This is a genomic window from Mesorhizobium huakuii, assembly GCF_030160235.1.
GTDB classification, from domain to species: Bacteria; Pseudomonadota; Alphaproteobacteria; order Rhizobiales; family Rhizobiaceae; genus Mesorhizobium; species Mesorhizobium huakuii.
Genome location: NZ_BSNY01000021.1, coordinates 13436 through 36895, shown reverse-complemented (window position 1 = coordinate 36895; position 23460 = coordinate 13436). Strand labels below are relative to the sequence as shown.

General features: G+C 63.7%; 25 protein-coding genes and 1 other RNA gene. 10 read left to right on the top strand and 16 right to left on the bottom strand.

Translation table 11 applies throughout. The features are described 5' to 3' along the window. Positions 1–447 carry a MarR family winged helix-turn-helix transcriptional regulator gene (locus QQK95_RS10425; RefSeq protein WP_409371675.1) on the bottom strand — a complete coding sequence of 149 codons (447 nt, stop codon included), beginning with the start codon at positions 445–447 and terminating at the stop codon, positions 1–3. A 140-nt stretch (positions 448–587) separates the two neighbouring features. On the opposite strand from QQK95_RS10425, the gene QQK95_RS10420 reads away from it, so the two are divergent. Further along, positions 588–2384, top strand: coding sequence for a chloride channel protein (locus QQK95_RS10420; RefSeq protein ID WP_284271931.1), 1797 nt, complete (start codon positions 588–590; stop codon positions 2382–2384). A 97-nt stretch (positions 2385–2481) separates the two neighbouring features. Here QQK95_RS10420 and QQK95_RS10415 read toward each other — a convergent pair whose 3' ends face one another. From QQK95_RS10415 to QQK95_RS10400, 4 genes are all read right to left on the bottom strand, one after another. Beyond that, positions 2482–2709, bottom strand: coding sequence for a ribbon-helix-helix domain-containing protein (locus tag QQK95_RS10415; RefSeq protein ID WP_284271929.1), 228 nt, complete (start codon positions 2707–2709; stop codon positions 2482–2484). Between the two features lie 13 nt (positions 2710–2722). Beyond that, positions 2723–2914 (bottom strand): DUF4169 family protein, encoded by a 192-nt coding sequence (locus QQK95_RS10410; protein WP_284271928.1) that lies wholly within the window; start codon positions 2912–2914, stop codon positions 2723–2725. A gap of 16 nt (positions 2915–2930) precedes the next feature. Next, a complete protein-coding gene (locus QQK95_RS10405; protein ID WP_010910193.1) occupies positions 2931–3467 on the bottom strand; it encodes an SspB family protein in 537 nt (178 codons plus the stop codon). Positions 3468–3613: 146 nt separating this feature from the next. Beyond that, positions 3614–4303 carry a TetR/AcrR family transcriptional regulator gene (locus QQK95_RS10400; RefSeq protein WP_284271924.1) on the bottom strand — a complete coding sequence of 230 codons (690 nt, stop codon included), beginning with the start codon at positions 4301–4303 and terminating at the stop codon, positions 3614–3616. Between the two features lie 188 nt (positions 4304–4491). On the opposite strand from QQK95_RS10400, the gene QQK95_RS10395 reads away from it, so the two are divergent. Beyond that, positions 4492–5697 carry a multidrug effflux MFS transporter gene (locus QQK95_RS10395; protein ID WP_284271922.1) on the top strand — a complete coding sequence of 402 codons (1206 nt, stop codon included), beginning with the start codon at positions 4492–4494 and terminating at the stop codon, positions 5695–5697. A gap of 45 nt (positions 5698–5742) precedes the next feature. Here QQK95_RS10395 and QQK95_RS10390 read toward each other — a convergent pair whose 3' ends face one another. After that, positions 5743–6294, bottom strand: coding sequence for an AAA family ATPase (locus QQK95_RS10390; RefSeq protein WP_284271917.1), 552 nt, complete (start codon positions 6292–6294; stop codon positions 5743–5745). A gap of 113 nt (positions 6295–6407) precedes the next feature. After that, positions 6408–6768, bottom strand: a transfer-messenger RNA (tmRNA) gene (ssrA, locus tag QQK95_RS10385). A 169-nt stretch (positions 6769–6937) separates the two neighbouring features. Here ssrA and QQK95_RS10380 point away from each other — a divergent pair. Together QQK95_RS10380 and QQK95_RS10375 are read left to right on the top strand one after the other, a co-directional pair. Further along, a complete protein-coding gene (locus QQK95_RS10380) occupies positions 6938–7249 on the top strand; it encodes a DUF2853 family protein (protein WP_284271915.1) in 312 nt (103 codons plus the stop codon). A gap of 181 nt (positions 7250–7430) precedes the next feature. Then, on the top strand, positions 7431–8225 hold the full coding sequence (locus QQK95_RS10375; RefSeq protein WP_284272555.1) for a thymidylate synthase: 795 nt from the start codon (positions 7431–7433) through the stop codon (positions 8223–8225). Between the two features lie 12 nt (positions 8226–8237). Here QQK95_RS10375 and QQK95_RS10370 read toward each other — a convergent pair whose 3' ends face one another. Continuing rightward, positions 8238–8447 carry a TOBE domain-containing protein gene (locus QQK95_RS10370; RefSeq protein ID WP_284271914.1) on the bottom strand — a complete coding sequence of 70 codons (210 nt, stop codon included), beginning with the start codon at positions 8445–8447 and terminating at the stop codon, positions 8238–8240. A gap of 210 nt (positions 8448–8657) precedes the next feature. Between QQK95_RS10370 and modA the strand changes: the two genes are divergently transcribed. The 4 genes from modA (at position 8658) to QQK95_RS10350 (ending at position 11719) form a co-directional block, all read left to right on the top strand. Continuing rightward, positions 8658–9452, top strand: coding sequence for a molybdate ABC transporter substrate-binding protein (gene modA / locus QQK95_RS10365; RefSeq protein WP_284271912.1), 795 nt, complete (start codon positions 8658–8660; stop codon positions 9450–9452). 20 nt (positions 9453–9472) lie between these two features. Next, a complete protein-coding gene (modB, locus tag QQK95_RS10360; protein ID WP_284271911.1) occupies positions 9473–10177 on the top strand; it encodes a molybdate ABC transporter permease subunit in 705 nt (234 codons plus the stop codon). After that, the gene (gene modC / locus QQK95_RS10355; protein WP_284271910.1) at positions 10174–11286 is read left to right on the top strand and encodes a molybdenum ABC transporter ATP-binding protein; all 1113 of its coding nucleotides are present in this window, start codon (positions 10174–10176) and stop codon (positions 11284–11286) included. Before modB ends, modC begins: the two co-directional genes overlap by 4 nt. Before the next feature lie 91 nt (positions 11287–11377). Beyond that, the gene (locus QQK95_RS10350; protein WP_010910183.1) at positions 11378–11719 is read left to right on the top strand and encodes a winged helix-turn-helix domain-containing protein; all 342 of its coding nucleotides are present in this window, start codon (positions 11378–11380) and stop codon (positions 11717–11719) included. A gap of 55 nt (positions 11720–11774) precedes the next feature. Here the strand turns inward: QQK95_RS10350 and QQK95_RS10345 are convergent, their stop codons facing one another. From QQK95_RS10345 to cobF, 8 genes are all read right to left on the bottom strand, one after another. Then, positions 11775–12728, bottom strand: a complete 954-nt coding sequence (locus QQK95_RS10345) for a D-ribose ABC transporter substrate-binding protein (protein ID WP_284271894.1) — start codon at positions 12726–12728, stop codon at positions 11775–11777. Positions 12729–12760: 32 nt separating this feature from the next. Beyond that, positions 12761–13915 (bottom strand): ABC transporter permease, encoded by a 1155-nt coding sequence (locus QQK95_RS10340; protein WP_284271891.1) that lies wholly within the window; start codon positions 13913–13915, stop codon positions 12761–12763. After that, the gene (locus QQK95_RS10335; protein WP_284271888.1) at positions 13878–15458 is read right to left on the bottom strand and encodes a sugar ABC transporter ATP-binding protein; all 1581 of its coding nucleotides are present in this window, start codon (positions 15456–15458) and stop codon (positions 13878–13880) included. The genes QQK95_RS10340 and QQK95_RS10335 overlap by 38 nt, the downstream gene beginning before the upstream one ends. Continuing rightward, a complete protein-coding gene (locus QQK95_RS10330; RefSeq protein WP_284271886.1) occupies positions 15455–16087 on the bottom strand; it encodes a DUF2291 family protein in 633 nt (210 codons plus the stop codon). Before QQK95_RS10330 ends, QQK95_RS10335 begins: the two co-directional genes overlap by 4 nt. Before the next feature lie 349 nt (positions 16088–16436). Continuing rightward, positions 16437–18188 (bottom strand): glycerol-3-phosphate dehydrogenase/oxidase, encoded by a 1752-nt coding sequence (locus QQK95_RS10325; RefSeq protein ID WP_284271885.1) that lies wholly within the window; start codon positions 18186–18188, stop codon positions 16437–16439. Next, complete coding sequence (locus QQK95_RS10320; protein ID WP_284271883.1) at positions 18185–18961, bottom strand: DeoR/GlpR family DNA-binding transcription regulator; 777 nt, start codon at positions 18959–18961, stop codon at positions 18185–18187. The genes QQK95_RS10325 and QQK95_RS10320 overlap by 4 nt, the downstream gene beginning before the upstream one ends. Then, positions 18958–20496 carry an FGGY-family carbohydrate kinase gene (locus tag QQK95_RS10315; protein WP_284271881.1) on the bottom strand — a complete coding sequence of 513 codons (1539 nt, stop codon included), beginning with the start codon at positions 20494–20496 and terminating at the stop codon, positions 18958–18960. The genes QQK95_RS10320 and QQK95_RS10315 overlap by 4 nt, the downstream gene beginning before the upstream one ends. Positions 20497–20828: 332 nt before the next feature. Next, positions 20829–21605, bottom strand: a complete 777-nt coding sequence (cobF, locus tag QQK95_RS10310; protein ID WP_284271878.1) for a precorrin-6A synthase (deacetylating) — start codon at positions 21603–21605, stop codon at positions 20829–20831. A 194-nt stretch (positions 21606–21799) separates the two neighbouring features. Between cobF and QQK95_RS10305 the strand changes: the two genes are divergently transcribed. Both QQK95_RS10305 and QQK95_RS10300 read left to right on the top strand, forming a co-directional pair. Continuing rightward, positions 21800–22816, top strand: coding sequence for a DUF4424 domain-containing protein (locus tag QQK95_RS10305; RefSeq protein WP_284271875.1), 1017 nt, complete (start codon positions 21800–21802; stop codon positions 22814–22816). Continuing rightward, the gene (locus QQK95_RS10300; RefSeq protein WP_284271873.1) at positions 22816–23334 is read left to right on the top strand and encodes a dihydrofolate reductase; all 519 of its coding nucleotides are present in this window, start codon (positions 22816–22818) and stop codon (positions 23332–23334) included. Before QQK95_RS10305 ends, QQK95_RS10300 begins: the two co-directional genes overlap by 1 nt. The last annotated feature ends 126 nt before the right edge of the window (positions 23335–23460 follow it).

The following is a 23460-nucleotide window of genomic DNA, read 5'->3' as shown; positions in this document are numbered from 1 at the left end:
TCACTCGCGGCCCTGATCGAGCAAGCGCCTCAGCATCGGCTCGATCCGCGAAAGCTCGTCGAGATGCGCCGCCGACAGCTCGGCCAGGCAATCATCGGCGCGTTCGGTCAGCCGCAGCAGCACGCGGCGATGGTCGTCCTTGTCCTGGTCCCGCACGACCAGTCCCGCCTCGCTCAGGCGGTTGACCAGTTCGACGGCGCTGTGATGACGGATACGCAGGCGCTCCGCCAGATCGCCCACCGTCACCGCTCCGCCGCCCGGATAGCCCTTGATCGCCAGCAGCGCCTGGTGCTGGCGCGGCGTCAGGCCGGCGTCTTCCGCCTGCAACTGGCTGAATTCGAGGAAGCGGCGGATCAGGTAGCGGAACTCGGACAGCCGCTGATAGTCGGCCAGTTCGATGGCGGGGCGGGATTTCTTGGGCTGCGTCATTCCAGACATTTGTTCCATTCCGGCCAAAGGCTCAAACGGTTTGATGCAAAACCAGCTTGAATTTATATCGTGTTACGATACATAGCGAGCCGACAAAGTCGGCCGGCGTCTTCGCCGGGCCGCATGTTCGAGATCCGGCCGCCGCCAGAAAGCCCGCCATGAAGCCCTCCGAAAACAGCCACCTCAGGGATTTCACCACCGACGCGCGCGTGCTGACCATCGCGACGATCGCCGTGGTGGTCGCCACGGTGGGGCTGTTCGCTGGCATCGTGCTTTTGAAACTGATCCGGCTTGCCACCAACATTGCCTATTTTGGCCAGTTCACGTTCGCCGATTTGAAATTGCAGGACACGCCGCTTGGGCTTGCGGCGGTGGTGGTGCCGGTGATCGGCGCGCTGATTATCGGCCTGATGGCTAGATATGGCAGCGAGAAGATCCGCGGCCATGGCATTCCCGAAGCGATCGAGGCGATCCTGCTCGGGCGTTCAAAACTCGGCGCCAAGGTAGCGATCCTGAAGCCGCTGTCGTCGGCGATCTCCATCGGTTCAGGCGGACCGTTCGGCGCCGAAGGGCCGATCATCATGACCGGCGGCGCCATCGGCTCGCTGATAGCGCAGATGCTGCCGGTCAGCGACAATGAACGTAAGACATTGCTCGTAGCGGGGGCCGCGGCCGGCATGACCACCGTGTTCGGCACGCCGATCGCGGCCATCATGCTGGCGGTGGAACTGCTGCTGTTCGAGTGGACGCCGCGCTCCTTCATCCCCGTGGCGGTTGCGGCGATCATTGCCGAAGTCGAGCGCACCGCGCTGCATCTGCCCGGGCCGATCTTTCCGTTTCAGGGCGGCATGGCGGTCTCGTTCACCGGACTTGGCGGCTGGGTTCTGGTCGGTATCTGCGCCGGCCTGCTGTCGGGGCTGCTCACCCAGATGGTTTATGCCTGCGAGGACGCCTTCCAGAAACTGCCCATCCACTGGATGTGGTGGCCGATGATCGGCGGCCTGGTGGTTGGCATTGGCGGGCTGATCGAGCCGCGGGCGCTCGGTGTCGGTTACGACAACATCGCCGACATGCTGGATGGCCGCACGGTCGCGGCGGCGGCGCTGCTGCTGCTGGTGGTCAAGGCCATCATCTGGTCGGTGGCGCTCGGCTCGGGAACGTCAGGGGGCGTTCTGGCGCCACTGCTGATCATGGGTGGTGCCATGGGGGCGGTGCTCGCCGGCATCCTGCCCGCGACGGATCCGGGCTTCTGGGCGCTGCTTGCCATGTCGGCCACCATGGGCGGCACGATGCGGGCGCCGCTGACGGCGACTTTCTTTGCCGTCGAACTGACCGGCAACACGCATGTGCTGGCGCCGCTGATCGCGGCTTGTGCGGCGGCGCATGCCGTCACCGTGCTCCTGATGAAGCGGTCGATCCTGACCGAGAAGATCGCCAGGCGAGGGCACCACCTCGTGCGCGAATACCGCGTCGACCCGTTCGCGCTGACCAGGGTGCGCGAGGTGATGACGGCGCAGGTCGAGAGCGTGCCGGCGACGATGACGCTGCATGGCGCGGCGGCGTTCCTGACCGCGCCGGAAACCCTGCATCCGAGCTTCCCTGTCATCGACGAGAACAGGCGGGTGCTCGGCCTCATCGATCCGCCGGCGATCCTGCGCTGGCGCCGTGCCGGCAAGCACAGGACGACGACGCTCGGCGACCTGCTTGCCGGAAGCAAGGTGACGCTTGCCTATCCCGACGAGTATCTCGAAGGCCTCTCCGACAAGCTGTTGATGGCCAATGTCTCGCATCTGCCGGTCGTGACCCGCGAAAGTCTGCAACTGGTCGGCTATGTCGGCTGGAAGGATCTGATGCGCGTGCGGTCGAGAAAACAGGCCGAGGAGCGCGACCGCTCGACCTTGCTTGGTTTCGGCACCAGGCGTGGGAAAAAGGCGGACGCGGTCGAGGGCGTCTAGAGCGTTTCACCGTTTCATGGAAACGGCGAACCGCTCTAACTCTTTGTTTTGACGCAATTCCTGACGGAAAACCGCTCACACTTTTCCTGGAATTGCTTTAGTCCAGGCTGGTTCCGCGCTTCGCCCATTCCAGGACATGCAATCGCAGCGCCGAAGACAGGTTGGTGTCGCGGGGCCGCGTCTCATCGACTTCGGCGACGAGTGCGGCCAGCGTCAGCTTTCTCGCCGCGGCGATGGCGACGAGGTCGTCATAGAAGGGCTTTTCAAGGGAATAGCTGGTGCGATGGCCGCGAATGGTCACCGAGCGCTTTTCAACGACGCTCACGGCCGGACGCTCATTATTCGTCCTTGCCGGACGGATCGAGGCGATGGCCAGCGACAAATTTCTCGGCCTTGTCGGCATTCAGCCGGTCGCGTTGCTTGTCCGCCTTGGAACGGCCATGCAGGGCCCGGTTCTGTTCGGCGACGCGCGTCTTCTCGTCCCGCGCTTTCTGTTTTCGAACCTGGCGGAGATTGACGATGTCGGCCATGGCGCGGACCGCGAACCTATTTCTTGCGGAAGGCGTCGAGCGAAACCACTTCGGCGCCCTTGGCGCCGGCCTCGGTTGCGGCGGGCTTCTTCTCCGGCTCGGCGGCAGCCTTCTTCTCGGCCTTCGGCTTCTTCTCGGAAACGATGGTCAGCGGCTCGGATGCAGGCTGGGCCGGTTCCTCTTCAGGCTGCGCATCGGTCTTGACGTCGAACTCGAGCTCGAAATTGACCGAGGGGTCGTAGAAGCCACGTACGGCCGAGAACGGGATTTCCAGTTTCTCAGGCACGTCGGAGAAGGACAGGCCAACCTCGAAGCCGGTGTCTGTCACCTTCAGGTCCCAGTACTGGAACTGGATGACTATGGTCATCTGCTCGGGATAGCGCTCGCGCAGGCGCGACGACACGCGTACGCCGGGCGCGCCGGTCAGGAAGGTGATGAAGAAATGATGGTTGCCGGGGAGGCCGGTGCGTGCGACCTCGGCCAGGACCTTGCGCATGACGCCGCGCAACGCCTCCTGGGCCAGAATGTCGTAGCGGATGTGGTCGTCGGCCATGTGGTGGTCGGGTTCCGTTGAATCGTCCGCATAGCTGTAATCAAGCTTGAGCGCGGCGTAAACCTGATATAGCCCAACGTCGCGTCGAAGCGAGGACTATTGCCGACGATTTGATCGGCAAGCCGGCTTGCCGGCAACCGCAAACGCTATGCGTTAGCCAGCGCAGTGTGCTTTTTGACGCTGCCCAGGGCGGGGCTCTTGCCGAAAGCGCGCAGGAAGGTGCGCACGCCATTCGTCGCCGATTGCACCACTTCGTCCTCGCGCGGCGTGCCGCCGAGCATGAAAGTGGTCTGCAGTTCGGCATTGACCAGGCCGAGGAACTGGCGCGCCGCGACGTCGGGGTCGTCGATGGTGAGGTAACCGCCATAGGCGAGGCGGGCGAAGCGGGCGGCGATTGCCGGCCATGTCGTGCCCGGACCCTGTTCGCGCCATTCGGCAAACAGTTCGGGGTAGCGCTCGCCTTCGGTCTGGATCAGCTTGCGCAGGAATTTTCCGTCGCGATTGCAGATGCAATTCTGGTTCAGGCGCACGGCAAAGCCGATCAAATCCGCTTCGAGATCGCCGGGCTGGTCAGGGAAGGTGGCTATGGTGGCGAAAATGCCGACATTGCAGCGATCGGTGAGGTCGCGCACGACGGCCATGAAGAGCTTTTCCTTGTCGCCATGGTGGTTGTAGACGGTCTGGCGAGAGACGCCGGCCTCGGCTGCAATCAGGTCGATATTGGCGCCGGCGAAGCCTTCACGGCAAAAAACGCCTGCGGCGGCGTCGACGATCGACAGGCGCTTGGCCTCGTGGCCACGTGGCGGGAAAATGTCAGGAGAAACGCTCGCTCTCATGAAAACATATATAGAGGCGATTGACGATTTGGACAAGAGTGTCTAAATTTGTGGACATACGATAAAGAGATTTCGCACTGGGGACGAATAGAATTCGCTCCTTGAGTGTCGGTGTCTCATGGGATGGAACGTCCTAGGGTTAGACGTCGCCTGGCGGCGGCAACCAGATTTCGAAAGAAGCCAATATCATGAGTCCCAAATTCCTCCGCATCGCGGTCGTGCTCGGCCTGTTGTCCGCCATCGGCCCCTTCGCGATCGACATGTACCTTCCCGCCTTGCCGTCGATCGGCGCGGATCTGCACGCCGGCACCGCCGCCGTGCAGATGAGCCTGCTGATCTTCTTCCTGTCCATGGGTTTCGGCCAGATCGTCGTCGGGCCGATCTCCGACATGGTCGGCCGCAAGCTGCCGCTCTATGGCGGCCTTGCGCTGTTCATGGTCGGCGGCATCGGTTCGGCGATGAGCCCGACCATCGAGTGGCTGATCGCCTTCCGCTTCCTGCAGGGGCTTGGCGCCAGCGCCGGCATGGCGGTGCCGCGCGCCATCGTACGCGACCTGCACACCGGCAATGAGGCGGCCAAGCTGATGTCCTTGCTGATGCTGGTTTTCTCGGTATCGCCGATCCTGGCGCCGCTGACCGGCAGCCAGATCATCGAGAATTTCGGCTGGCGCGCCGTGTTCTGGACGGTGACCGGTGCGGCAGCCCTTGCCACCATCCTGCTCGCGACCTCGCTCAAGGAGACGCGGCCGGCTGAAGAACGCGTCGGTTCCTCCTTCGGCACCGCACTCGCCGGCTACCGCTTCCTGATGGGTGACCGCAACTTCCTCGGCCTGGTGGCGATCGCCGGTTTCGGCATTGCGAGCTTCTTTGTCTATCTGTCGAGCTCGTCCTTCATCCTGATCGACCATTACGGGCTGTCGCCTTCGGTCTACAGCGTGTTCTTCTCGATCAATGCGGTGGCCTTCATCGGCATGTCGCAGCTGACGGGGCTGCTGGCCGAGCGTTTCGGGCTGCGGCGCGTGGTGCGCGTCGCGGTGACCGGCTACGCCTCGACGATGGTGGTGCTGCTCGCGATCATGGCGACGGGCGTCGACCGGCTCGATGTGATGGCAGCCCTGCTGTTCGTCGGCTACGGCTTCCTTGGCCTGGTCATTCCGACCACCTCGGTGCTGGCCATGGAAGAGCATGGCGAGATCGCCGGCACGGCCTCGGCCCTGATGGGCACGCTGCACTTCGCCATCGGCGCGCTCGCCATGGGCGTCGCCGGCGTGTTCTTCGACGGCACGCCGCTGCCGATGGTCGCCGGCATTACGCTCTGCGCGGTGATTTCCTTCACGCTGGCCAAGGTCACGCTCGGCCGTTCGCGCGAAGCGGTCGAAGCGCCGGCGGAATAAGCACTGCTTTCAAACACATGAAAAGGCCGGGTTTTCCCGGCCTTTTCATTTCAGCCCTGCCTCGGCCAATACGAAACGCATTCGTGTCTCGACCGGTGCCAGGGGCAACGGAACCAGCTCGTAGCCCAGCTCCGTATAGATTTCGGCCATCGCATGGTAGGTGCGCTCGGCCTCGTCTGGCGTCTGCTTGCGCTCTTGATCCTGCGCGAAAATGTCAGGCCATGGCGGCGCGATGAAAACGCGCGGATTGTAGCGGAAGTGCTTGGCGGCGGTATTGACGTGTTCTGCCACGGGCAGCCCGCTCAGCCTGAGATAGCCGAGCGTGTCCGGCACGCCGCGATCGAAGAAGACCGGTCCCTTCTGTTCGACGGCGTTGCGATATGAGCGCATTTCCCACGACAGCATGAGTTCGGCGAACAGCGCGCGGTCGCTCCAGGGCAGGGCGCTTCCGCCTATCGAGGACTGGTCGCGGATGATGCCGCGCCCGGCTTCGACTGAAGTCGCGAAGCCTGCCTGACACAGGGCTGCGATCAAAGTGGTCTTGCCGGAGCCCGGACCACCGGTCAGCACGAAGAATCGATCGGAATCGTTTTGCATTTCTTGCTCATGGAGAAAGAGACACGCGATGCGGTGGCTTGGCGGGGCCAACGGCCGCGCGAAGTCTGGACGGCAAAAAAGGCCGTTGCACATGACGTCGATCGAGGGGGAGAAGTGGAGGTTTCTGTTGCCAGGTACCTCCGAACCCCGCCTAGAAGTGCGAACCCCTAGGGCTTGATTTGAAGCTATCGCACTGCATTAAGCAGCGAGACGTGCTTCCGCATAGTTGTCGTTGGCAACTATAAGTTTAGCCCGATGACGGTGGTACAATGCCGGGCAAAAGTACGATCTTTACACCTTCGTCGATCCTATTTCGCCCCCAGCAAAAACCGCTCTGTCGTCAACAGCGGCTTTTGGTGGAGGCGCCGGGTACCGCCCCCGGGTCCGAACGGCTTATTTCATCGCCCATTTATCGCCATAGTCGGTCAAGCCGACAAATCGAATATAGGGGGCGTTGCGTGGAAATGAAAGGCCGCAATGAGGCTTTGTCCCTGTGTCAAATTGCGACGGCCAAGGGTTGACTTGGGCGCGGTCTCAACGGAAGCTTTGCGAGCGGTGAGGAGTTGCCGACCTAGCGCACAGATTGCGAAGCGCGCCACAGCCCTCATCGATCGGATCCGTGGCGCCGACGAGGGGAATTTTGATGGCCGACTATCTTGCGGATGTGAAGAAGTACGACGCGGGCGCCAGCGCCGACGCGGTCGATAAGATCGTCAAGCATCTGGGAATTGCGCTGAGGAACCGCGATTCCTCGCTGGTGTCCTGCACCGACCCGAAGGAGCTCGAGCGCGTCAAGGAGAGCTGGGTGGCCAAGAAGCTCGGGGTCAGCGACGGGGCGAAGGCCGACGCGTCGATCGAGAAGACCTGCAAGGCGATGCACGCCGACAACACCAAGAGCCGGGTGACCTTCTATTATCTGGTGGCCAAGGATCTGGGCAAACTCGGCGCCCTCTGAGGCGCCTCGCAGTTTCTGCTCTGGCGACCGATCGGCGTGGTTTTCCGCGCTTTCCGTTCGCCAGAGCGAGTTCTGAAGAGCGCTCCGCTTCCTGTCAGGGTAGGGAAAGAATCTCAGACAGGCGTGGCGCCGGCGCGCACATGCGCTATGATTGGTGAAATCTCGAATCGAGCTGGAACCGATGCGCCAATATCTCGACCTCTTGCAGCATGTGCTGGAAAACGGCGCCGACCGTAGCGACCGTACCGGCACCGGCACGCGCTCCGTCTTCGGCTACCAGATGCGTTTCGACCTGGCGCGCGGCTTTCCGGTCACCACGACCAAGAAGCTGCACCTGAAGTCGATCATCCATGAACTCCTGTGGTTCCTGGCCGGCGACACCAACATCAAATACCTGACCGACCACGGCGTCACGATCTGGGACGAATGGGCCGACGAGAATGGCGACCTTGGCCCCGTCTACGGCAGGCAGTGGCGCTCCTGGCCGGATGGCCATGGCGGCTCGATCGACCAGATCGCGGGCCTTCTCAAGGAGATACGCCGCAATCCTCAATCGCGGCGGCTGATCGTTTCGGCTTGGAATCCGGCCGAGGTGGAAGCAATGGCGCTGCCACCCTGCCACTGCCTGTTCCAGTTCTACGTGTCCGAAGGCCGGCTGTCCTGCCAGCTCTACCAGCGTTCGGCCGACATCTTCCTCGGCGTGCCGTTCAACATCGCGTCCTACGCGCTGCTGACGCTGATGGTGGCGCAGGTGACCGGGCTGAAGCCGGGCGATTTCGTCCACACGCTGGGCGATGCGCATCTCTATTCGAACCATTTCGAACAGGCGCGCGAGCAGTTGCAGCGCACGCCGAGGGCACTGCCGACGATGTGGATCAACCCTGAGGTGAAGGACCTGTTCGCCTTCCGCTTTGAGGATTTCCGCCTGGAAAACTACGTTGCCGATGCCTCGATCAAGGCGCCGATCGCGGTCTGAGCAACTGACGGTTCAGTCGATGCCGACGATCACGTCCGAGGCCTTGACCACGGCATAGGCCTGTTTGCCCTTTTCGAGCTTGAGGTCGGCGACGGCTTCGTTGGTGATCGAGGCGGTGACGATGGCGCCGCCGCCAATGTCGATCCTGACATGCGAAGTGGTGGCTCCCTTGACGATTTCGGCGATCGTTCCCTTGAGCACATTGCGGGCACTGATCTTCATCGGGCTCTCCATCGCTTTTATGCATGCCGTTTTCCCAAAACCGAGGTCACTTTTGGGCGACATGCATTGGTTTCCCGCCCGTCCTACCAGAACAGTCGGCGGGGCATAGGCGTTTTCGCAAGGCGCCGGGCCTTCCCTTGTTATATTCATGCGGATATATCGATCGGCAGGCTTCGCGCCGGACGGATTTCAAACCAGGGAGAGTTTTCGATGACGCGCAAGGGTTTCGGGTTGAGGGCGATCGCCATTGGCGGTCTTGCGGCGACATTGATGGCGGCGGCGCCGGCCGCGCATGCGCAAGACAAGGTCGTGGTGTTTGCGGCGGCCAGCCTCAAGGACGCGCTCGATGCGGTGAACAAGACCTGCGAGGCCGATGTCGGCGAGGCCGCGACCGTTTCCTATGCGGCAAGCTCGGCACTCGCCAAGCAGATCGAGGGCGGGGCGCCGGCCGACGTCTTCATCTCGGCCGATCTCGACTGGATGAAATATCTTTCCGACAAGAAGCTGACCAAGCCCGACACCGAGGTGAAGCTGCTCGGCAACGAGATCGTGCTGGTAGCGCCGAAGGATTCGACGGTCGAGGCCAAGATCGAGAAGGGTTTCGACCTTGCCAAGCTGGTCGGGGACGGCAAGCTCGCCATGGGCGACTTCAAGGCGGTGCCGGCCGGCAAGTACGGCAAGGCGGCACTGGAATCGCTCGGGGTCTGGTCCTCGGTCGAGGGCAAGGTGGCGCAGGCCGAGAATGTTCGCGCGGCGCTCAAGCTGGTTTCGACGGGCGAGGCCGCTCTCGGCATCGTCTATGCCACCGACGCGCATGCCGACAAGGGCGTCAAGCTGATCGGCACCTTCCCGGAGGATTCTCATGCGCCGATCATCTATCCGGTTGCCCAGACCGCCGATTCGAAGGACAAGGATACGACGGCTTTCCTGAAATGCCTGCAGTCCGCCAAGGCCGGCGCGCTCTTCAAGGAACAGGGTTTTACCGTGCTCACGCCGAGCAACTGAACAGGGCCCGATAGCGCAATATGACCTGGCTGCTGGACCTCACTCCCGACGAATGGAATGCGGTCCGGCTGTCCATCAAGGTGGCGACCGTGGCGATGCTCTTCAGCCTGCCACCGGGCATAGCGATCGCGCTGTTGCTGGCCCGTGGACAGTTCTGGGGCAAGACGCTGCTCAACGGGCTGGTGCATCTGCCGCTGATCCTGCCGCCGGTGGTGACGGGGTATCTCCTGCTTCTCACTTTCGGCAAGCGTGGGCCGGCCGGCGCCTTCCTGGCCGAGCATTTCGGCATCGTATTCTCTTTCCGCTGGACCGGTGCGGCGCTGGCCTGCGGCGTCATGGGCTTTCCCCTGATGGTGCGGGCAATCCGGCTGTCGATCGAGGCGGTGGACCGCAAGATGGAGGCGGCGGCGGGCACGCTTGGCGCCAATCCCTTGTGGGTGTTCGCCACCATCACGCTGCCGCTGATCCTGCCCGGGCTGATCGCCGGCGCCATCCTGGCCTTCGCCAAGGCGATGGGCGAGTTCGGCGCCACCATCACCTTCGTCTCCAACATCCCCAACGAAACGCAGACGCTGCCCTCGGCGATCTACACTTTCACGCAGGTGCCCGGCGGCGATGAGGGGGCACTGCGCCTGACATTGATCTCGATCGTCATCTCGATGGCGGCGCTGGTCGCCTCGGAAGTTCTGGCGCGGCGGGTTGGCAGGCGGATGGACATCGAATGAGCGTCCGCGTCGATATCGGCCACCGGCTCGGCGATTTCGCCATCGAGGCACGCTTCGAGAGCGCCGGGCGGCTGACGGCGCTGTTCGGGCCGTCCGGATCGGGCAAGACCACGCTCATCAACATGATCGCCGGGCTGATCCGGCCCGATAACGGCCACATCGAGGTGGAGGGCAGGGTGCTGGTCGACACCGATGCCGGTATTTTCGTGCCGAAGCACAGGCGCCGGATCGGCATGGTGTTCCAGGACGCGCGGCTGTTTCCACATATGAGCGTGGCCAGCAATCTGCGCTACGGCCGCTGGTTCACGCCGGCCAGGGAGCGCTACGCCGACATGGATGCCGTCGTTGAGTTGCTCGGCATCGGACCTCTGCTCGGGCGGCGTCCGGCAAAACTCTCCGGCGGCGAAAAGCAGCGCGTTGCGATAGGACGGGCGCTGCTCGCCAGTCCGAAATTGCTGCTCATGGACGAGCCGCTGGCCTCGCTCGACGAGGCGCGCAAGGCCGAGATCCTGCCCTATATCGAACGGCTGCGCGACGAGACGAAGATCCCAATCGTCTATGTCAGCCATTCAGTCGCCGAGGTGGCGCGGCTGGCGAGCGACGTGGTGATGCTGGCGCAAGGCAAGGTCGTTGCGAGCGGCCCGACCGAGGCGGTGATGCAAAGACTCGACCTGCTGCCGTCGGAGGAGCGCGGCGAGGGCGGTGCCGTGCTGGACGCCAAGGTGCTGCGCCACGATGAGGCTTTCGGCATGACCGTGCTCGGCTCGGCCGCCGGCGAAATCCGCGTGCCGCGTCTTGAATTGAAGACCGGCGCTCCGGTGCGTATCCGCATTCGTGCCCGTGATGTGATGATCGCCACGGAGAAACCCACGGGCCTCAGCGCGCTCAACATCTTGCCCGGCACGGTCGTCGCGATCCGTCCGGGCGAGGGGCCGGCGGTCGAGGTCGACATCGATTGCAATGGCGCAACGGTTCTCGCCCGCATCACCGAACAGTCGCGGCAGGCGTTGAAACTGCGGCTCGGCGGCAAGGTTTTTGCTGTGATCAAGACGGTGAGTTTCGACCGGGCCAACACCGGCGCTGGCCTGCCGGTCGAGGTCGACGGCTGACAGGAGCGGCGATCGCCGCTATATTGTTTTGGAATAACGGTATCGCCGAAGTGGCTTCGGCAGGAGTCCCGGTGACCGCGGAGGAGCAAAGATGCCATCGCTGAGCTTGCGGATAAATCTCGATCCCGACGGGCGGATCGGTCCGGGCAAGATCGAGCTTTTGGAGCAGATCGCCACCTTCGGCTCGATCTCGGCCGCCGCGCGCGGCATGGAGATGTCCTACAAGCACGCCTGGGATCTGGTCGAGGACATGAACCGGGTTTTCGGCAAGCCGCTGGTCGCCGCGCAGACCGGAGGCCGCAAGGGCGGCGGCGCGCAGCTGACGGCCATCGGCCTTGCCGTGGTCAGCCGTTTCCGCGCCATCGAGCGCGCGGCCACGGCGGCGGCTGCGACGCATATGGATGCACTGCAGGCGGAGATCGATGCGGGCTGAGTGATCGGCGGGAACAGGAGAGGGGCGACCGAAAGGCCACCCCTCGTCGGTTTTCTTACTCCGAGAGCGTGAACGGAGCCGTGTACTTGTCGACATTGTCCTTGGTGATGAGCAGGCAGTCGAACAGCTGCTTCTCGGTGGCAGCACCGGTCTTGCCGGTCTTGATGAAGGAGTCCGCCTGCTGCACGGCCTTCGCCGAGTAGACGGCCACCGGCTGCAGCACGGTGAATTGCAGGTCGCCGGCCTTGATGGCGGCGACGGCGTCCGGAGAGCCGTCGAAGCCGCCGACCTTGATGCTCGACAGCTTTCCGGCTTCCTTCAGCGCTGCGATCGCGCCAAGCGCCATCTCGTCATTGCCGCTGGTCACGCCGATGATGTCGGGATGGGCCTGCAGCAGGCTTTGCATCTTGTCGTGGCCCTGCGTGCGGTCCCAGTTGGCGACTTCCGAGCCGACCTTCTTGAGGTCGGGATACTGGCTGATCACGGTCTCGTAGCCGTTCGACCGTGTCGCGGCGTTGTTGTCGGAGGGGGCGCCGAGCAGCTCGACATAGTTGCCCTTCTCGCCGATGGCCGTCACCCATTGCTGGCCGCCGAGTGCGGCGCCCTGGGCGTTGTTCGAGACGAGCTGCGCCTTGGCGAGGCCCTCCTGGTTGATCTCGGCATTGACGAGGAAGACCGGGATGTTGGCGGCGATCGCCTTCTTCACCGCGCCGATCGAGCCGCTGGCGTCAGCCGGGTCAAGGATGATGGCCACGGACTTGTTGGTGATCGCCGTGTCGATCAGCTTGCTCTCGGTGTTGGTGTCGGCCTTGGAGGCACCGACGGTCGCGGTGTAGCCGAGTTTCTCGGCTTCCGCCTTGGCGACATTGCCTTCGGTAAGCCAGTAGGGGTTGGCGGGATCGATGACGATGATCGAGATGAGGCCGCCGGCCGACGCCGCGCTTGCCGCGACGATCGGTGCGGCCAGGGCGAAGGCCGAGAGCATCAGAATTCTGGCACTGCGATACATAGAGTTCCTCCTTTGGTTAGCAATCGCGCCGGTCAACCGGCGGTCTTCTCGAGGGCGGGATCGGCCGTTGTGGCCTTGTCCTTTTGTGGAGAAGTGGGCGAGCCGCCGGCCGGGCTCGGAAGCTTGACGCGGCGGCGATACTGGATGGCGTTGAGCAGCACCGCCAACACGATGACCGCGCCGGTGAACACTGTCTGCCAATATGCGGAGACCCCGATGATCACGAGGCCATCGGACAGGAAGCCGATAACGAAGGCGCCAACCAGCGTACCGCGGATGTTGCCCCGGCCACCGGTGAGCGCGGCACCGCCGATGACGACGGCGGCAATTGCCGTAAGCTCATAAGAGGTGCCGGCGGTCGGACCCGCCGAAGTCAGCTCGGAAGACAGGATCAGGCCGGCCACGGCGGCGCAGATGCCCGAGAGCATATAGACCGAGACCTGCACCTGCTTGACCGGCACGCCGGAGAGTTCGGCGGCGCGTTCGTTGCCGCCGGAAGCATAGAGCCAGCGGCCGAAGGCGGTGCGGTTGAGGATGATGCTGCCGATGATGGCGATCACCGCCATCACCAGCACGCCGATCGGGATGTCGAGCAGGCGGTTGAAGCCCATCCATTCGAAGCCGGTGTTGCCGAGCTGCGGCTTGCCGCCGAGATCGTTGTAGGTCAGGCCGTTGGTCATCAGCAGGGCCGCGCCGCGCACGACGTAGAGCATGCCGAGGGTGGCGACGAAGGCGGGCACCTTCAGCCAGGCGATGAGGACGCCGTTGACCAGGCCGACCAGCGCGCCGAGCACGCAGACCAGCACCGCGACGACCCAGACCGGCGGGTAGAGGATGACGCCGAACGAGGTCAGCTGCACGCCCTGCATCAGGAAGCCGGCGATCACGCCGGAGAAGCCCAGCGTCGAGCCGACCGACAGGTCGATGCCGCCATTGAGTATGACCAGCAGCATGCCGACCGCCAGTATGCCGAAGATGGCGACATGCGAGGCCATGGTCAGGAAATTGCCGACCGAGAGATAATAGGGAGACAGGAACGAGAAGACGACGATGATGGCGATCAGCGCGAAGAAGGCGCGGCCCTCCAGCAAAAGCTTGGCCAGGCTGAAGCCGTCGGCCGAAACCCTCGGGGAGCGGCTGCGATCGGGGCTAGCGTCGGTCACGGTGGTGGCTCCTGTGTTCTTCATGGTCGGAGACCACGGCTTCGCCCGAAGCGGCCATGATCTCTTCCTTCGTGGCATCGGCGGTGAATTCGGCCGAGATCCTGCCGCGATGCATGACGATGATCCGGTGCGCGATGCTCAGGCATTCGGCGACTTCCGAGGTCGAGAAGACGACGGCGAGCCCGCGCGCCGCCCGCTCGCTGAGCAGCCGGAACACCTCGGCCTTGGCGCCGATGTCGATGCCGCGGCTCGGCTCGTCCAGCAGCATGACCTTGGGATTGGTGGTCAGCATCTTGCCGATGACGACCTTCTGCTGGTTGCCGCCGGACAACGAGCCGATGGGCGCGCTGCCGCCCGCGGTCTTGACGTGCACGTCGCGGATGGAGGCTTCGACCAGCGACCGCTCCTGCGAGCGCGACAACAGCATTCCCCTGACGAATGCGCCGATGCTGGCGAGCGACAGGTTGGCGCCGACAGACATCGTCTGAACCAGGCCGTCGCGCTGTCGGTCCTCCGGCACCAGGACGAGCCCTCTGGCGATGCGCTCGGCGATGCTGAAGCGGGAGATGTCTTTGCCGTCGAGCAGGATGCGTCCGCCCGATGGCTGCAGGCGCCCGGCGATGCATTCCAGCAATTCGGTACGCCCGGCGCCCATCAGCCCGTAGATGCAGACGATCTCGCCGCTGCGCACATCGAGCGAAAGCCTGTCGACCACGGAGCGTTCCGAGCTCGAGGCATCGGCGACGCTGACGTCCTCGACCGACAAGGCGACCTCGCCGAAGGCATAACCGGTGGGCGGCGAGCCCAGGTCGAAGTTCTCGCCGACCATGTTGCGGACGATCCATTCGAGGTTGATGTGCCTGGCGTTCGCCGTCGCGGTGATCGCGCCGTCCCTCAACACCACGGCGTAGTCGGTGATCTGCAACGCCTCCTCGAGGTGGTGCGAGATATAGACGATCGAGACGCCGCGGGCCGTGAGGTCGCGGATGACCCTGAACAGCACCTCCACCTCGGTCGCGCTCAGCGCGGAGGTCGGCTCATCCATGATCAGGATGCGTGAATCCACCGAGAGCGCGCGGGCGATCTCGACGATCTGCTGCTGCCCCAGGCGCAGGTCCTGGACAAGCGTCAGCGGATCGATGTCTTCCTCGAGGTCGGCCATCAGCAGCCGGGTCTGGCGGGCTTCCTCGGCGAAATCGACGCCGGTCGCGCCGCGTATCTCCCGGCCCATGAAGATGTTGTCGCGCACGCTCAGATTGGGCGCGAGGCTGAGCTCCTGATGGATGATCGAGATGCCGCGGTCGCGGGCGTCGGAGGCAGAGGAGAAGGTAACGGACTGACCGTCGAGCTCGATGCTTCCCGATGTCGGTGTCGTCACGCCGGAGAGGATCTTCATCAATGTCGACTTGCCGGCGCCGTTTTCGCCGAACAGCGTGGTGACCTTGCCGCGGCGTATGTCGAAATTGACGCCCTTCAGCGCATGCGTGCCGCCATAGGTCTTTACGATGTGGCGGGCCGCAAGCACGGTGTCGCCCGGCGCGGGTTCGAATTCGGGCGCCGCATTCATTGGACGCTCAGCTTTACCGGCGCGACCAGCCAGCCCTTGGGGTTGATCAGCTTGAACACACCGACGACCGAGATGGTCTTGCCGGTGAGCTGGGTGTTGTCGATGGCCGACAGCACCTGCTTCTTCATCTCGTTGTTCAGGGCCGAGCCCGCATTCTGGTACTCGATCTGGTTGGTGAACTGGCCGAAGGTGATCGCGCCGGTCGCGTCGCGCAGGTCGGTGCCGTTGATCGCCGGTCCGGTCTGGACGCGAATGACCAGATTGTCCGGGACGTCGGCCACCTTGACGGTGTAGATGCCTGACTTTCCCTCGCCGACGACGCCAGTGAACTTGACCGAGAATTCGGTGCCGACATTGGCCGGCACGCCATATTGTTTCTCGGCGGCCGCCTTGTCCTTGGCGATGGCGGCGGCGAGCGTCGGCGCATCGACGGCGCGCTGCTCGACGGCGGATTGCACGTTCGGAAATTCAGCCTTGCCGAACGCCTCCGGCGAAAACGCCGCCTTGCGGGTGTCTTCGGCCGAGCCGATCATGACGATCTTGGTGTCGAGGATCATTGCGCCGAGCAGCACCAGGATCGCGATCGCGACGGCCACCCAGCGGACGCCTGGCGATCCTCGCCGGTTCATTTTGGTGGTTGCTGGCTGCGAACTCATGCTGTGACGACCTGTGTAGTGGCGGCGATGAGAGGTGGCATTTCGTTCTGTTGGCGCGAAGCGCCGCATAAGCCGCTGCGCGGTTGATCCGCGTGCATTGACCCCTCCCGCAACGCGCTCCTCCAGCGCAATCGACCATACATCGATGTGAAGTTACCGTCAATAACTGTGATACTTTGCCGATAACGTAACATTCATGTGACCAATCGGCTGATGCCGAACGAGCAACGCAATTGATATTATTGAGTTTTTTAAAATCAATAATATCTCACAGGCGTTGTGATACGCTTGCTTTCACCTCGGCGAGGAGGCTGTGCCGCGCTCAAGCCAGTTTGGCGCGATCGCTTGTGGTTCGCGGCAGGCGTTCCGGTTGCAGTCCCATCAAATTGGTGCCGTTGAGCTGCGTGACAACTTGATCGATCTCCTCGCCGATCGTCTGCGCGTTCCAGCCGAGCGCCCGGCCGGCAATCATGGCGATCTGCTGCAAGTCGCTTGTCGTCAGGGAGCCGCTGATGGCCAGCGTCGTGCGCCGCATGACGATGTCGGCCAGATGTTCGACGAATTCGTTGCGAGCGATGTAGTCGATTTCCGACACGCTGTAGTCATGCGAGTCCGGCAAGCGGTCTTCATTGCTCGATGCGTTCTGGTGCCGGGCTATCGGCAGTGCCTTGGTGCCATAGCGCGACAGCAGCAGGTCGAGCCGGGCCTCGTCGATGCCTGAGGCCGATGCGGCCTTGGCCAGCCAGCTTGATCGTGCCGCTGTGTCGGCCGGAAAGCCCTTGCCGCCGCCGATCGGCATAGAGCGCGTCGTCACCTTGCGGGTGCGGCCGAGACGATGAAGCGCGGTGTCGGCGACTTCCTCGGCAAAACCGCGAAACGTCGTCCATTTGCCGCCGATCAGCGAGATGATGGGGAAGGGGCGCGACGGCTCCGGCTCCGCCACCGGCGCCGAATGATCGCGGCTGATCAGGCCGGGGATGGCGGCGTCGGATGCGGGTAGGGGCCTGATGCCGCTATAGGCATAGACGATCTGGTCGCGCTCGAAACGCATGCCGGGCAACAGCGTGCGCACGCTTTCCAGCAGATAATCGATCTCCGCCGGCTCGCAGCGGACCGTATCAGGGTTGTCGGCCGCGAGATCCGTCGAGCCGACGAGCGCCTTGCCGAGATAGTCGTAGACAAGGCAGATACGGCCGTCATCGGCTTCGAAATAGAGCATGCGACCGGCCAGGCTTTGCACCAGCGCATCGTGCTTGAGGAGGATGTGCGAGCCCTTGGTGCCGCCGATCATCCTGGACGGCGCGCCGAGTGCCGCGTTGACATGGTCGATCCATGGGCCGGCGGCGTTGACGACCAGTCTCGGCCGCAGCGAGAACTCGCCGCCGTTCTGTCGCCAGAAGGCCAGAACGCCGTTCGAGGAAGAGACCAGCGAGGTGTAGTTGGCCGCGCTGGAGTTGGAGTTGGCCTCCAGCCCATCGGCGATCAGCTCGAGCACCAACCTTTCGGGATGTGTGATCTTGGCGTCGTAGTAGGTGCCGGTGGCGACAATCGAGCCGGTCAGCGCCGGCATGTCGCGAAGCGCCTGACGGCGCCCGACGAGCCGGTGGCGCGGCATCACCCGGTGCCGTGAGCCGTAGAAATCATAGATCATCAGGCCGATCTTGATGAGGATCGCGCCACGGCTGCGCGGCGCGCTGGTCGAGCCCAGCAGCGTGCGCAGCGCCGCCCACATGCCTTTGCCCCAGGAGAAGATCGGGATGACCGTCGGCAGCGGGCTGACATAGTGCGGCGCGTTCTTGAGCAGCAGGTTGCGCTCCAGCGTCGACTGAGCCACCAGCCCGAATTCGCCGGTCTCCAGATATTTCAGCCCGCCATGGATCAGCCGCGAGGGTGCTGCACTGGTGCCGGAGCCGAAATCCGCCTTGTCGACGATGCAGCAACTGACGCCCTGCGCGCTGAGATCGCGAAACAGGCCGGCCCCATTGATGCCGGCACCGAGGATGACGACATCGACATCGCCGGGGACACCGGTCCGTTGCTCGGAGCCGTGCTGGCTTTCGGCCGGTGATGTCATGGCCTCGCCGTCTTGACCACGCGCAACTGCACCCCGGCCTGCTCCAGCTTTTGCGCATGCTTGTCGCTGATGCCGTCGGTGACCAGGACCGCCTCGAAGCTGATGAGGTCGTCGAGCACGTGCAGGGCCACCTTGTCGAACTTGGAATGGTCGACCAGGAGGATGCGCCTGATCGCCGCCGCCATCATCGCCTGCTTGACCCGCACCACGTGCTGGTCCTGGATGAAGGCCGTGGTGCCGCTGATCGCGGAGGCCGAGCAGATCAAGAGATTGGCGCGCAGCCGCGAGATCGCATTCTCGCAGACGATGCCGATATAGGCGTTGTAGGTGCGATGGTACTGGCCGCCGAGGCAGATGAAGTCGATGTCGTCGACATTGGTCAGCAATGCCGCCGTCGACACGCTGTTGGTGATGACGGTCAGTGGCGTGACCTCGAGCAGCAGCGGCGCCACGGCGTTCGCCGTGGTCGAATCGTCCAGGATCACCGCCTGTCCCGGCTCGACATAATCCATCGCGGCGCGGGCCAGCGCGTCCTTTTCCGCCCGCCCAACCGTCACCCGGTAGCGGAAGGCGCTTTCGTAGAGGCCGGATGGCTGCACGGTGACGGCGCCATGCAGCTTGCGCAGCACGCCTTGATGCGCCAGCTGGTCGATGTGGCGGTGGATGGTCATGCGCGACACGCCGAAATGCTCGACCAGATCGTCGATGCGCACCTGGCCGAGCTTAATCACGTATTCGGCGATCTCTTCGCGCCGTTCGTCGGCCTTGATCATGCTGTGCCCCCCATTTCTTGCCCTGCAAGGCTCTCGATTTCCGCCCATTTCGGCCTGAGCTGTTCGGCAATGCGGCCATAGGTGGAATAGCGCTCGTCGAAGACGGCACTGCGCGCCGGGTCCGGGCGATATTCGCGGCTCACCGTGCAGGTGGCGCGCGCGCCCTCCTGCGGCGAGGCGAACAGGCCGACTGCCGCACCGGCGCAGAGGGCGGCGCCGTAGGCGGCCGCCTCGTCGGTCGAGGTGACGGTGACCGGCACGGCGAGCACGTCGGCGAACATCTGCGCGATAGCCGGATTGCGCGAGCCGCCGCCGGTCAGCCGCACCTCGCGAACTGCAAAGCCGTCGCGCAGGGCTTCGACATGGCTGCGGTGGTTGAAGGCGATGCCTTCCAGCACCGCCTTCAGCATGTCGCCACGGTCGTGCCAGCCGCGCAAGCCGACGAAGCTGGCGCTGGCGGCGTTGCCGTAGGGCGAGCCGAACAGATAGGGATGGAAGAGCAGGGTCGACGGCTTCTTCAGCGCGATGTCGATTTCGGCCGCCAGCATCTCGTGGATCGAGCCGCCGGTCTTTTTGGCCTCGTCCTGTTCGGCGCGGCAGAGCGTGTCGAGGAACCAGTCGTAGTTCGCCGTCGAGGCCGGCGAGATCGACATGTTGTTCCAGCGGCCGCGGTCGATGGCGTTGCGGCAGAACCAGCGCTGGTCGGTACGCGGCTCGGCGGAGACCACTTCATTGATCGAGTAGGTGCCGGCCACGATGCTGACCACGCCCTCCTCGTGGCCGCCGATGCCAAGCGCCGAGGCGGTGACGTCATGCAGGCCGCAAGCGACCGGGGTGCCTTCCGCAAGCCCGGTCAGTGCGGCCGCTTCGGCGGTGGCGTAGCCGACAATGTCGGCCGAATGCGCAACCCCGGGCAAAGCCGTCAACAGCTCTTCCAGGCCAAAGATGCGCATCGCCTCCGACGCGTAGGCTTGCGTGCGAACGTCGGTGAACGAGGTGCTAGCCTCGGTCAGGTCGGTGCCGACGGTGCCGGTCAGGCAAAAGCGCAGCCAGTCCTTGCAACCGACGATATGGCCGATCCGGCTGAAGCGGTCGGGAGCGTGCTTTTTCAGCCAGGCCAGTATCGCCGATGGCGCCGAAGCGTGCGGAACCTGTCCGGTCAGGGCGAGGGCCTCGGCAAAAACCGATCCCTTTGCCCATTCATCGACGATCTCGCCGGCGCGGCTGTCGAGCGACAGGATGCCGGGGCCGAGGGGCCGGTGGTTCCTGTCGAGCAGGTACAGCCCGTCGCCATGCGCGGTCGCCGCCACGGCCTTGATGTCGAGAGCCGGCCTTCCGCTCAGGGCAATGGCTTCCCTGATCGCCTCGGCGGTCGCCTGCCAGAGGCCCAGCATGTCGCGTTCGACCCAGCGGGGATGCGGCATCGATTGCGGCACACGGCGCCTGGCCACCGACAGCTGCGTGCCGCCGGCATCGAAGATCACTGCCTTCGTCACCGTCAGACCGTTGTCGATCCCAAGCAGGAGGCTGGACATGATGATCCCGTTCAGCGTGAGCCGGTACGCGTTGCGAATTGGTCCCGAACGAGGGTGGCGCTGAACATCATGGAAATCATCCTCGCCGGGATCCGCCATTGCCGATTGCGGGCCGCCGATGACACAGCGGCAGGATTCGAACCGGCCAACTGATCATACAATTCTGTGAATTTAACGTCAATATGTGTGACATACGCCAGGCGAACGGGCTCCGCCAGGCGATGCTTGATTATCAAGTTAGCATAAAACGCTGTTTTTTCTAACTCTTGCGGATCGCCAATCCGTCTCGCCGGTCCTGTTACCCGCCTGCCGTGGCAACTGCAGGCCGGTGGCTAGATATCTTCGGGCTCGCCGGGCTTGCGCAGCAGATAGGTGTCCATGATCCAGCCCTTTTGCCGGCGGGCTTCCTCCCGGACCTTTTCGATCTCGGTGCCGACATCGCCGAGGCGGCCGGAGACGATGATCTCGTCCGGCGTGCCGAGATAGGCGCCCCAATGGATGACGACATCCGGGTCGGCGAGCGTGTTGAAGGCGCATTTGCCGTCCAGCATGACGACCGTGCTGCCGGCGTTGCTGGCCAGGCCTTCTTCCGTCAGCCTGCGGCCGGTGGTGACCAGGATCGAATCGCCGATGCGGTTCAGCGCCATCTTGTGGCCGGCGGCGAGCGCCTGGATGGCGGTGATGCCGGGGATGACCTCCAGCTCGAAGGCGACATTCTCCCTCAGGCGGACCCGCTCGAGAATGCGCAGCGCGCTGTCGTAGAGCGAAGGATCGCCCCAGATCAGGAAGGCGCCGCAGCCATTCTCCGAAATCTCGTCGCGGATCAGGGCTTCGTAGATGGCGGCGATGGCTTCGTGCCAGTCGTCGACGGTCGAGCGGTAGGAAGACGTCGGCTCGGCGCGGACCGGCACGTCGAATTCGACGCGGCGCGATTTCGGGTTGGTGACGAAGCGGTCGCAGATCTCGCGCCGCAATTCGGCAAGGTCGTTTTTACCAGCGCCTTTGTCGGGGATGAACAGCACGTCGGCACGGTTCAGGCCTGCTATGGCCTGAACGGTCATGTGGTTGGGATTGCCGGCGCCGATGCCGATGACGAGAAGCTTGCGCATGGGGCGAACTCCTGCCCGATCGGAAGCTGTTAGTCCAGACCGCTGCTTTGCGTGTCCAGACCGCTGCTTTGCGTGTCCAGACCGCCGCTTAGCGTGTCCAGACCGCTTTGGAGCGTCCGCGGATGCGGAAGGGCTTTGAAACGCCACACTGAAACGGCTAGGGTCTTCAGGGCATTCTTGCCGAGGGGGCTTCGATGTTGCGATATGTTCTGACTGCGGCGCTGGCGCTCTCGGCAGCTCCCGCATTGGCCAACGATTCGGTTGCCGAACTCGGCACAGGCGGCCTGATCCTGTCGCGCAGCGATGCGGTCGCGATGCAAAGCGAGGATCTCTTCATCTCGCCTGAAAAGGTGACGGTCGACTACGTCTTCCACAACAACACCGATCGGGATGTCGACGCGATCGTCGCCTTCCCGATGCCCGACATTTCGGGCGATCCCGAAGAAATGCCTGCCATCCCCGAAAATCAGAGCGACAATTTCCTCGGTTTCGAGGTGACGATCGACGGTGTCGCGGCAAAGCCTCAGCTCGAGCAGAAGGTATTCGCGCTCGGCATCGACATCAGCGCCGATCTCAAGGCGCAGAATGTGCCGTTCAACCCGTTCGGCGATGCGGCCAAGGCGGCATTGGCGAAGCTGCCGCAAGCGGTGGCCGATGACTGGGTCAATCGCGGCATCATCATCCAGGACACCGCCGATGACGGCAGCGGCATGAAATCCACCTATGCGCCGTTCTGGCAATTGCGCTCGACCTACTGGTGGCGCTCGACCTTTCCGGCCAACAAGGACGTTCACGTTTCCCATCGCTACAAGCCGAGCGTCGGCGGCACGTCGTCGGTCAGCTTCTTCTATGACGGCCAGTTCCAGGGGCAGTATGCGACATACAAGTCCCGCTACTGCATGGACGACACGTTCGAGAACGCGGTGCGCGAGGCGGCGAAGGACAATCCGGACGGCTATCCCAAATATTATGAAAGCCGGATCGCCTATATCCTGACCACCGGCGGCAACTGGGCGGCGGGCACGATCGGCAAGTTCAAGCTGACCATCGACAAGGGCAATCCAAAAGCCCTGGTCTCGTTCTGCGGCGACAATGTCAAAAAGGTCGGGCCGACAACCTTCGAGATGACCGCGAACGATTATTACCCGGAACACGACATCGATATCCTGCTGCTCCAACCATCGGACAGCAATGGCGGGGACGCGAACTGATGCATGTCGCAATCTACGTCGCCATCGCCGAGAACGGCGTGATCGGGCGGGATGGCGGACTGCCCTGGCGGCTCTCCACCGATCTCAAGCGCTTCAAGGCCGACACGATGGGCAAACCCATCATCATGGGCCGCAAGACCTATGAAGGCATCGGCCGTCCGCTGCCGGGCCGGCTCAACATCGTCGTCACCCGCGACAAGAGCTGGCGCGCCGAGGGCGTCGAGGTGGCGCATACGCTGGAGGCCGCGATTCAGCTGGCAGCGGTGCGCGCACGCTGCATGACCGGCGTGGACGAGGCCTGCGTCATCGGCGGCGGTCAGATCTATGCCCAGGCGCTGCCGCTGGCCGACCGGCTGCACGTCACCCATGTGCTGGCCGCCGTCGATGGCGACGCGCATTTCCCGCCGATCGACGCCGAGACATGGCGCGTGGTCAGTTCGCAGGAGGTTCCGGCCGGGGAAAAGGACAGCCATGCAACGCGCTATTCGGTTTATGAGCGCCGCCGCCAGATACTTTGATAGATAAAAGGTGCATTGAAGGACGACAAAGGGTCCCTACCGGCCCAAAACGGATGATGTCGGCGGCGCATCGCGTTGAAAGCGTGCGGTGGCGTCCCTATAGAAGAACAACACTGGATTTTGCGC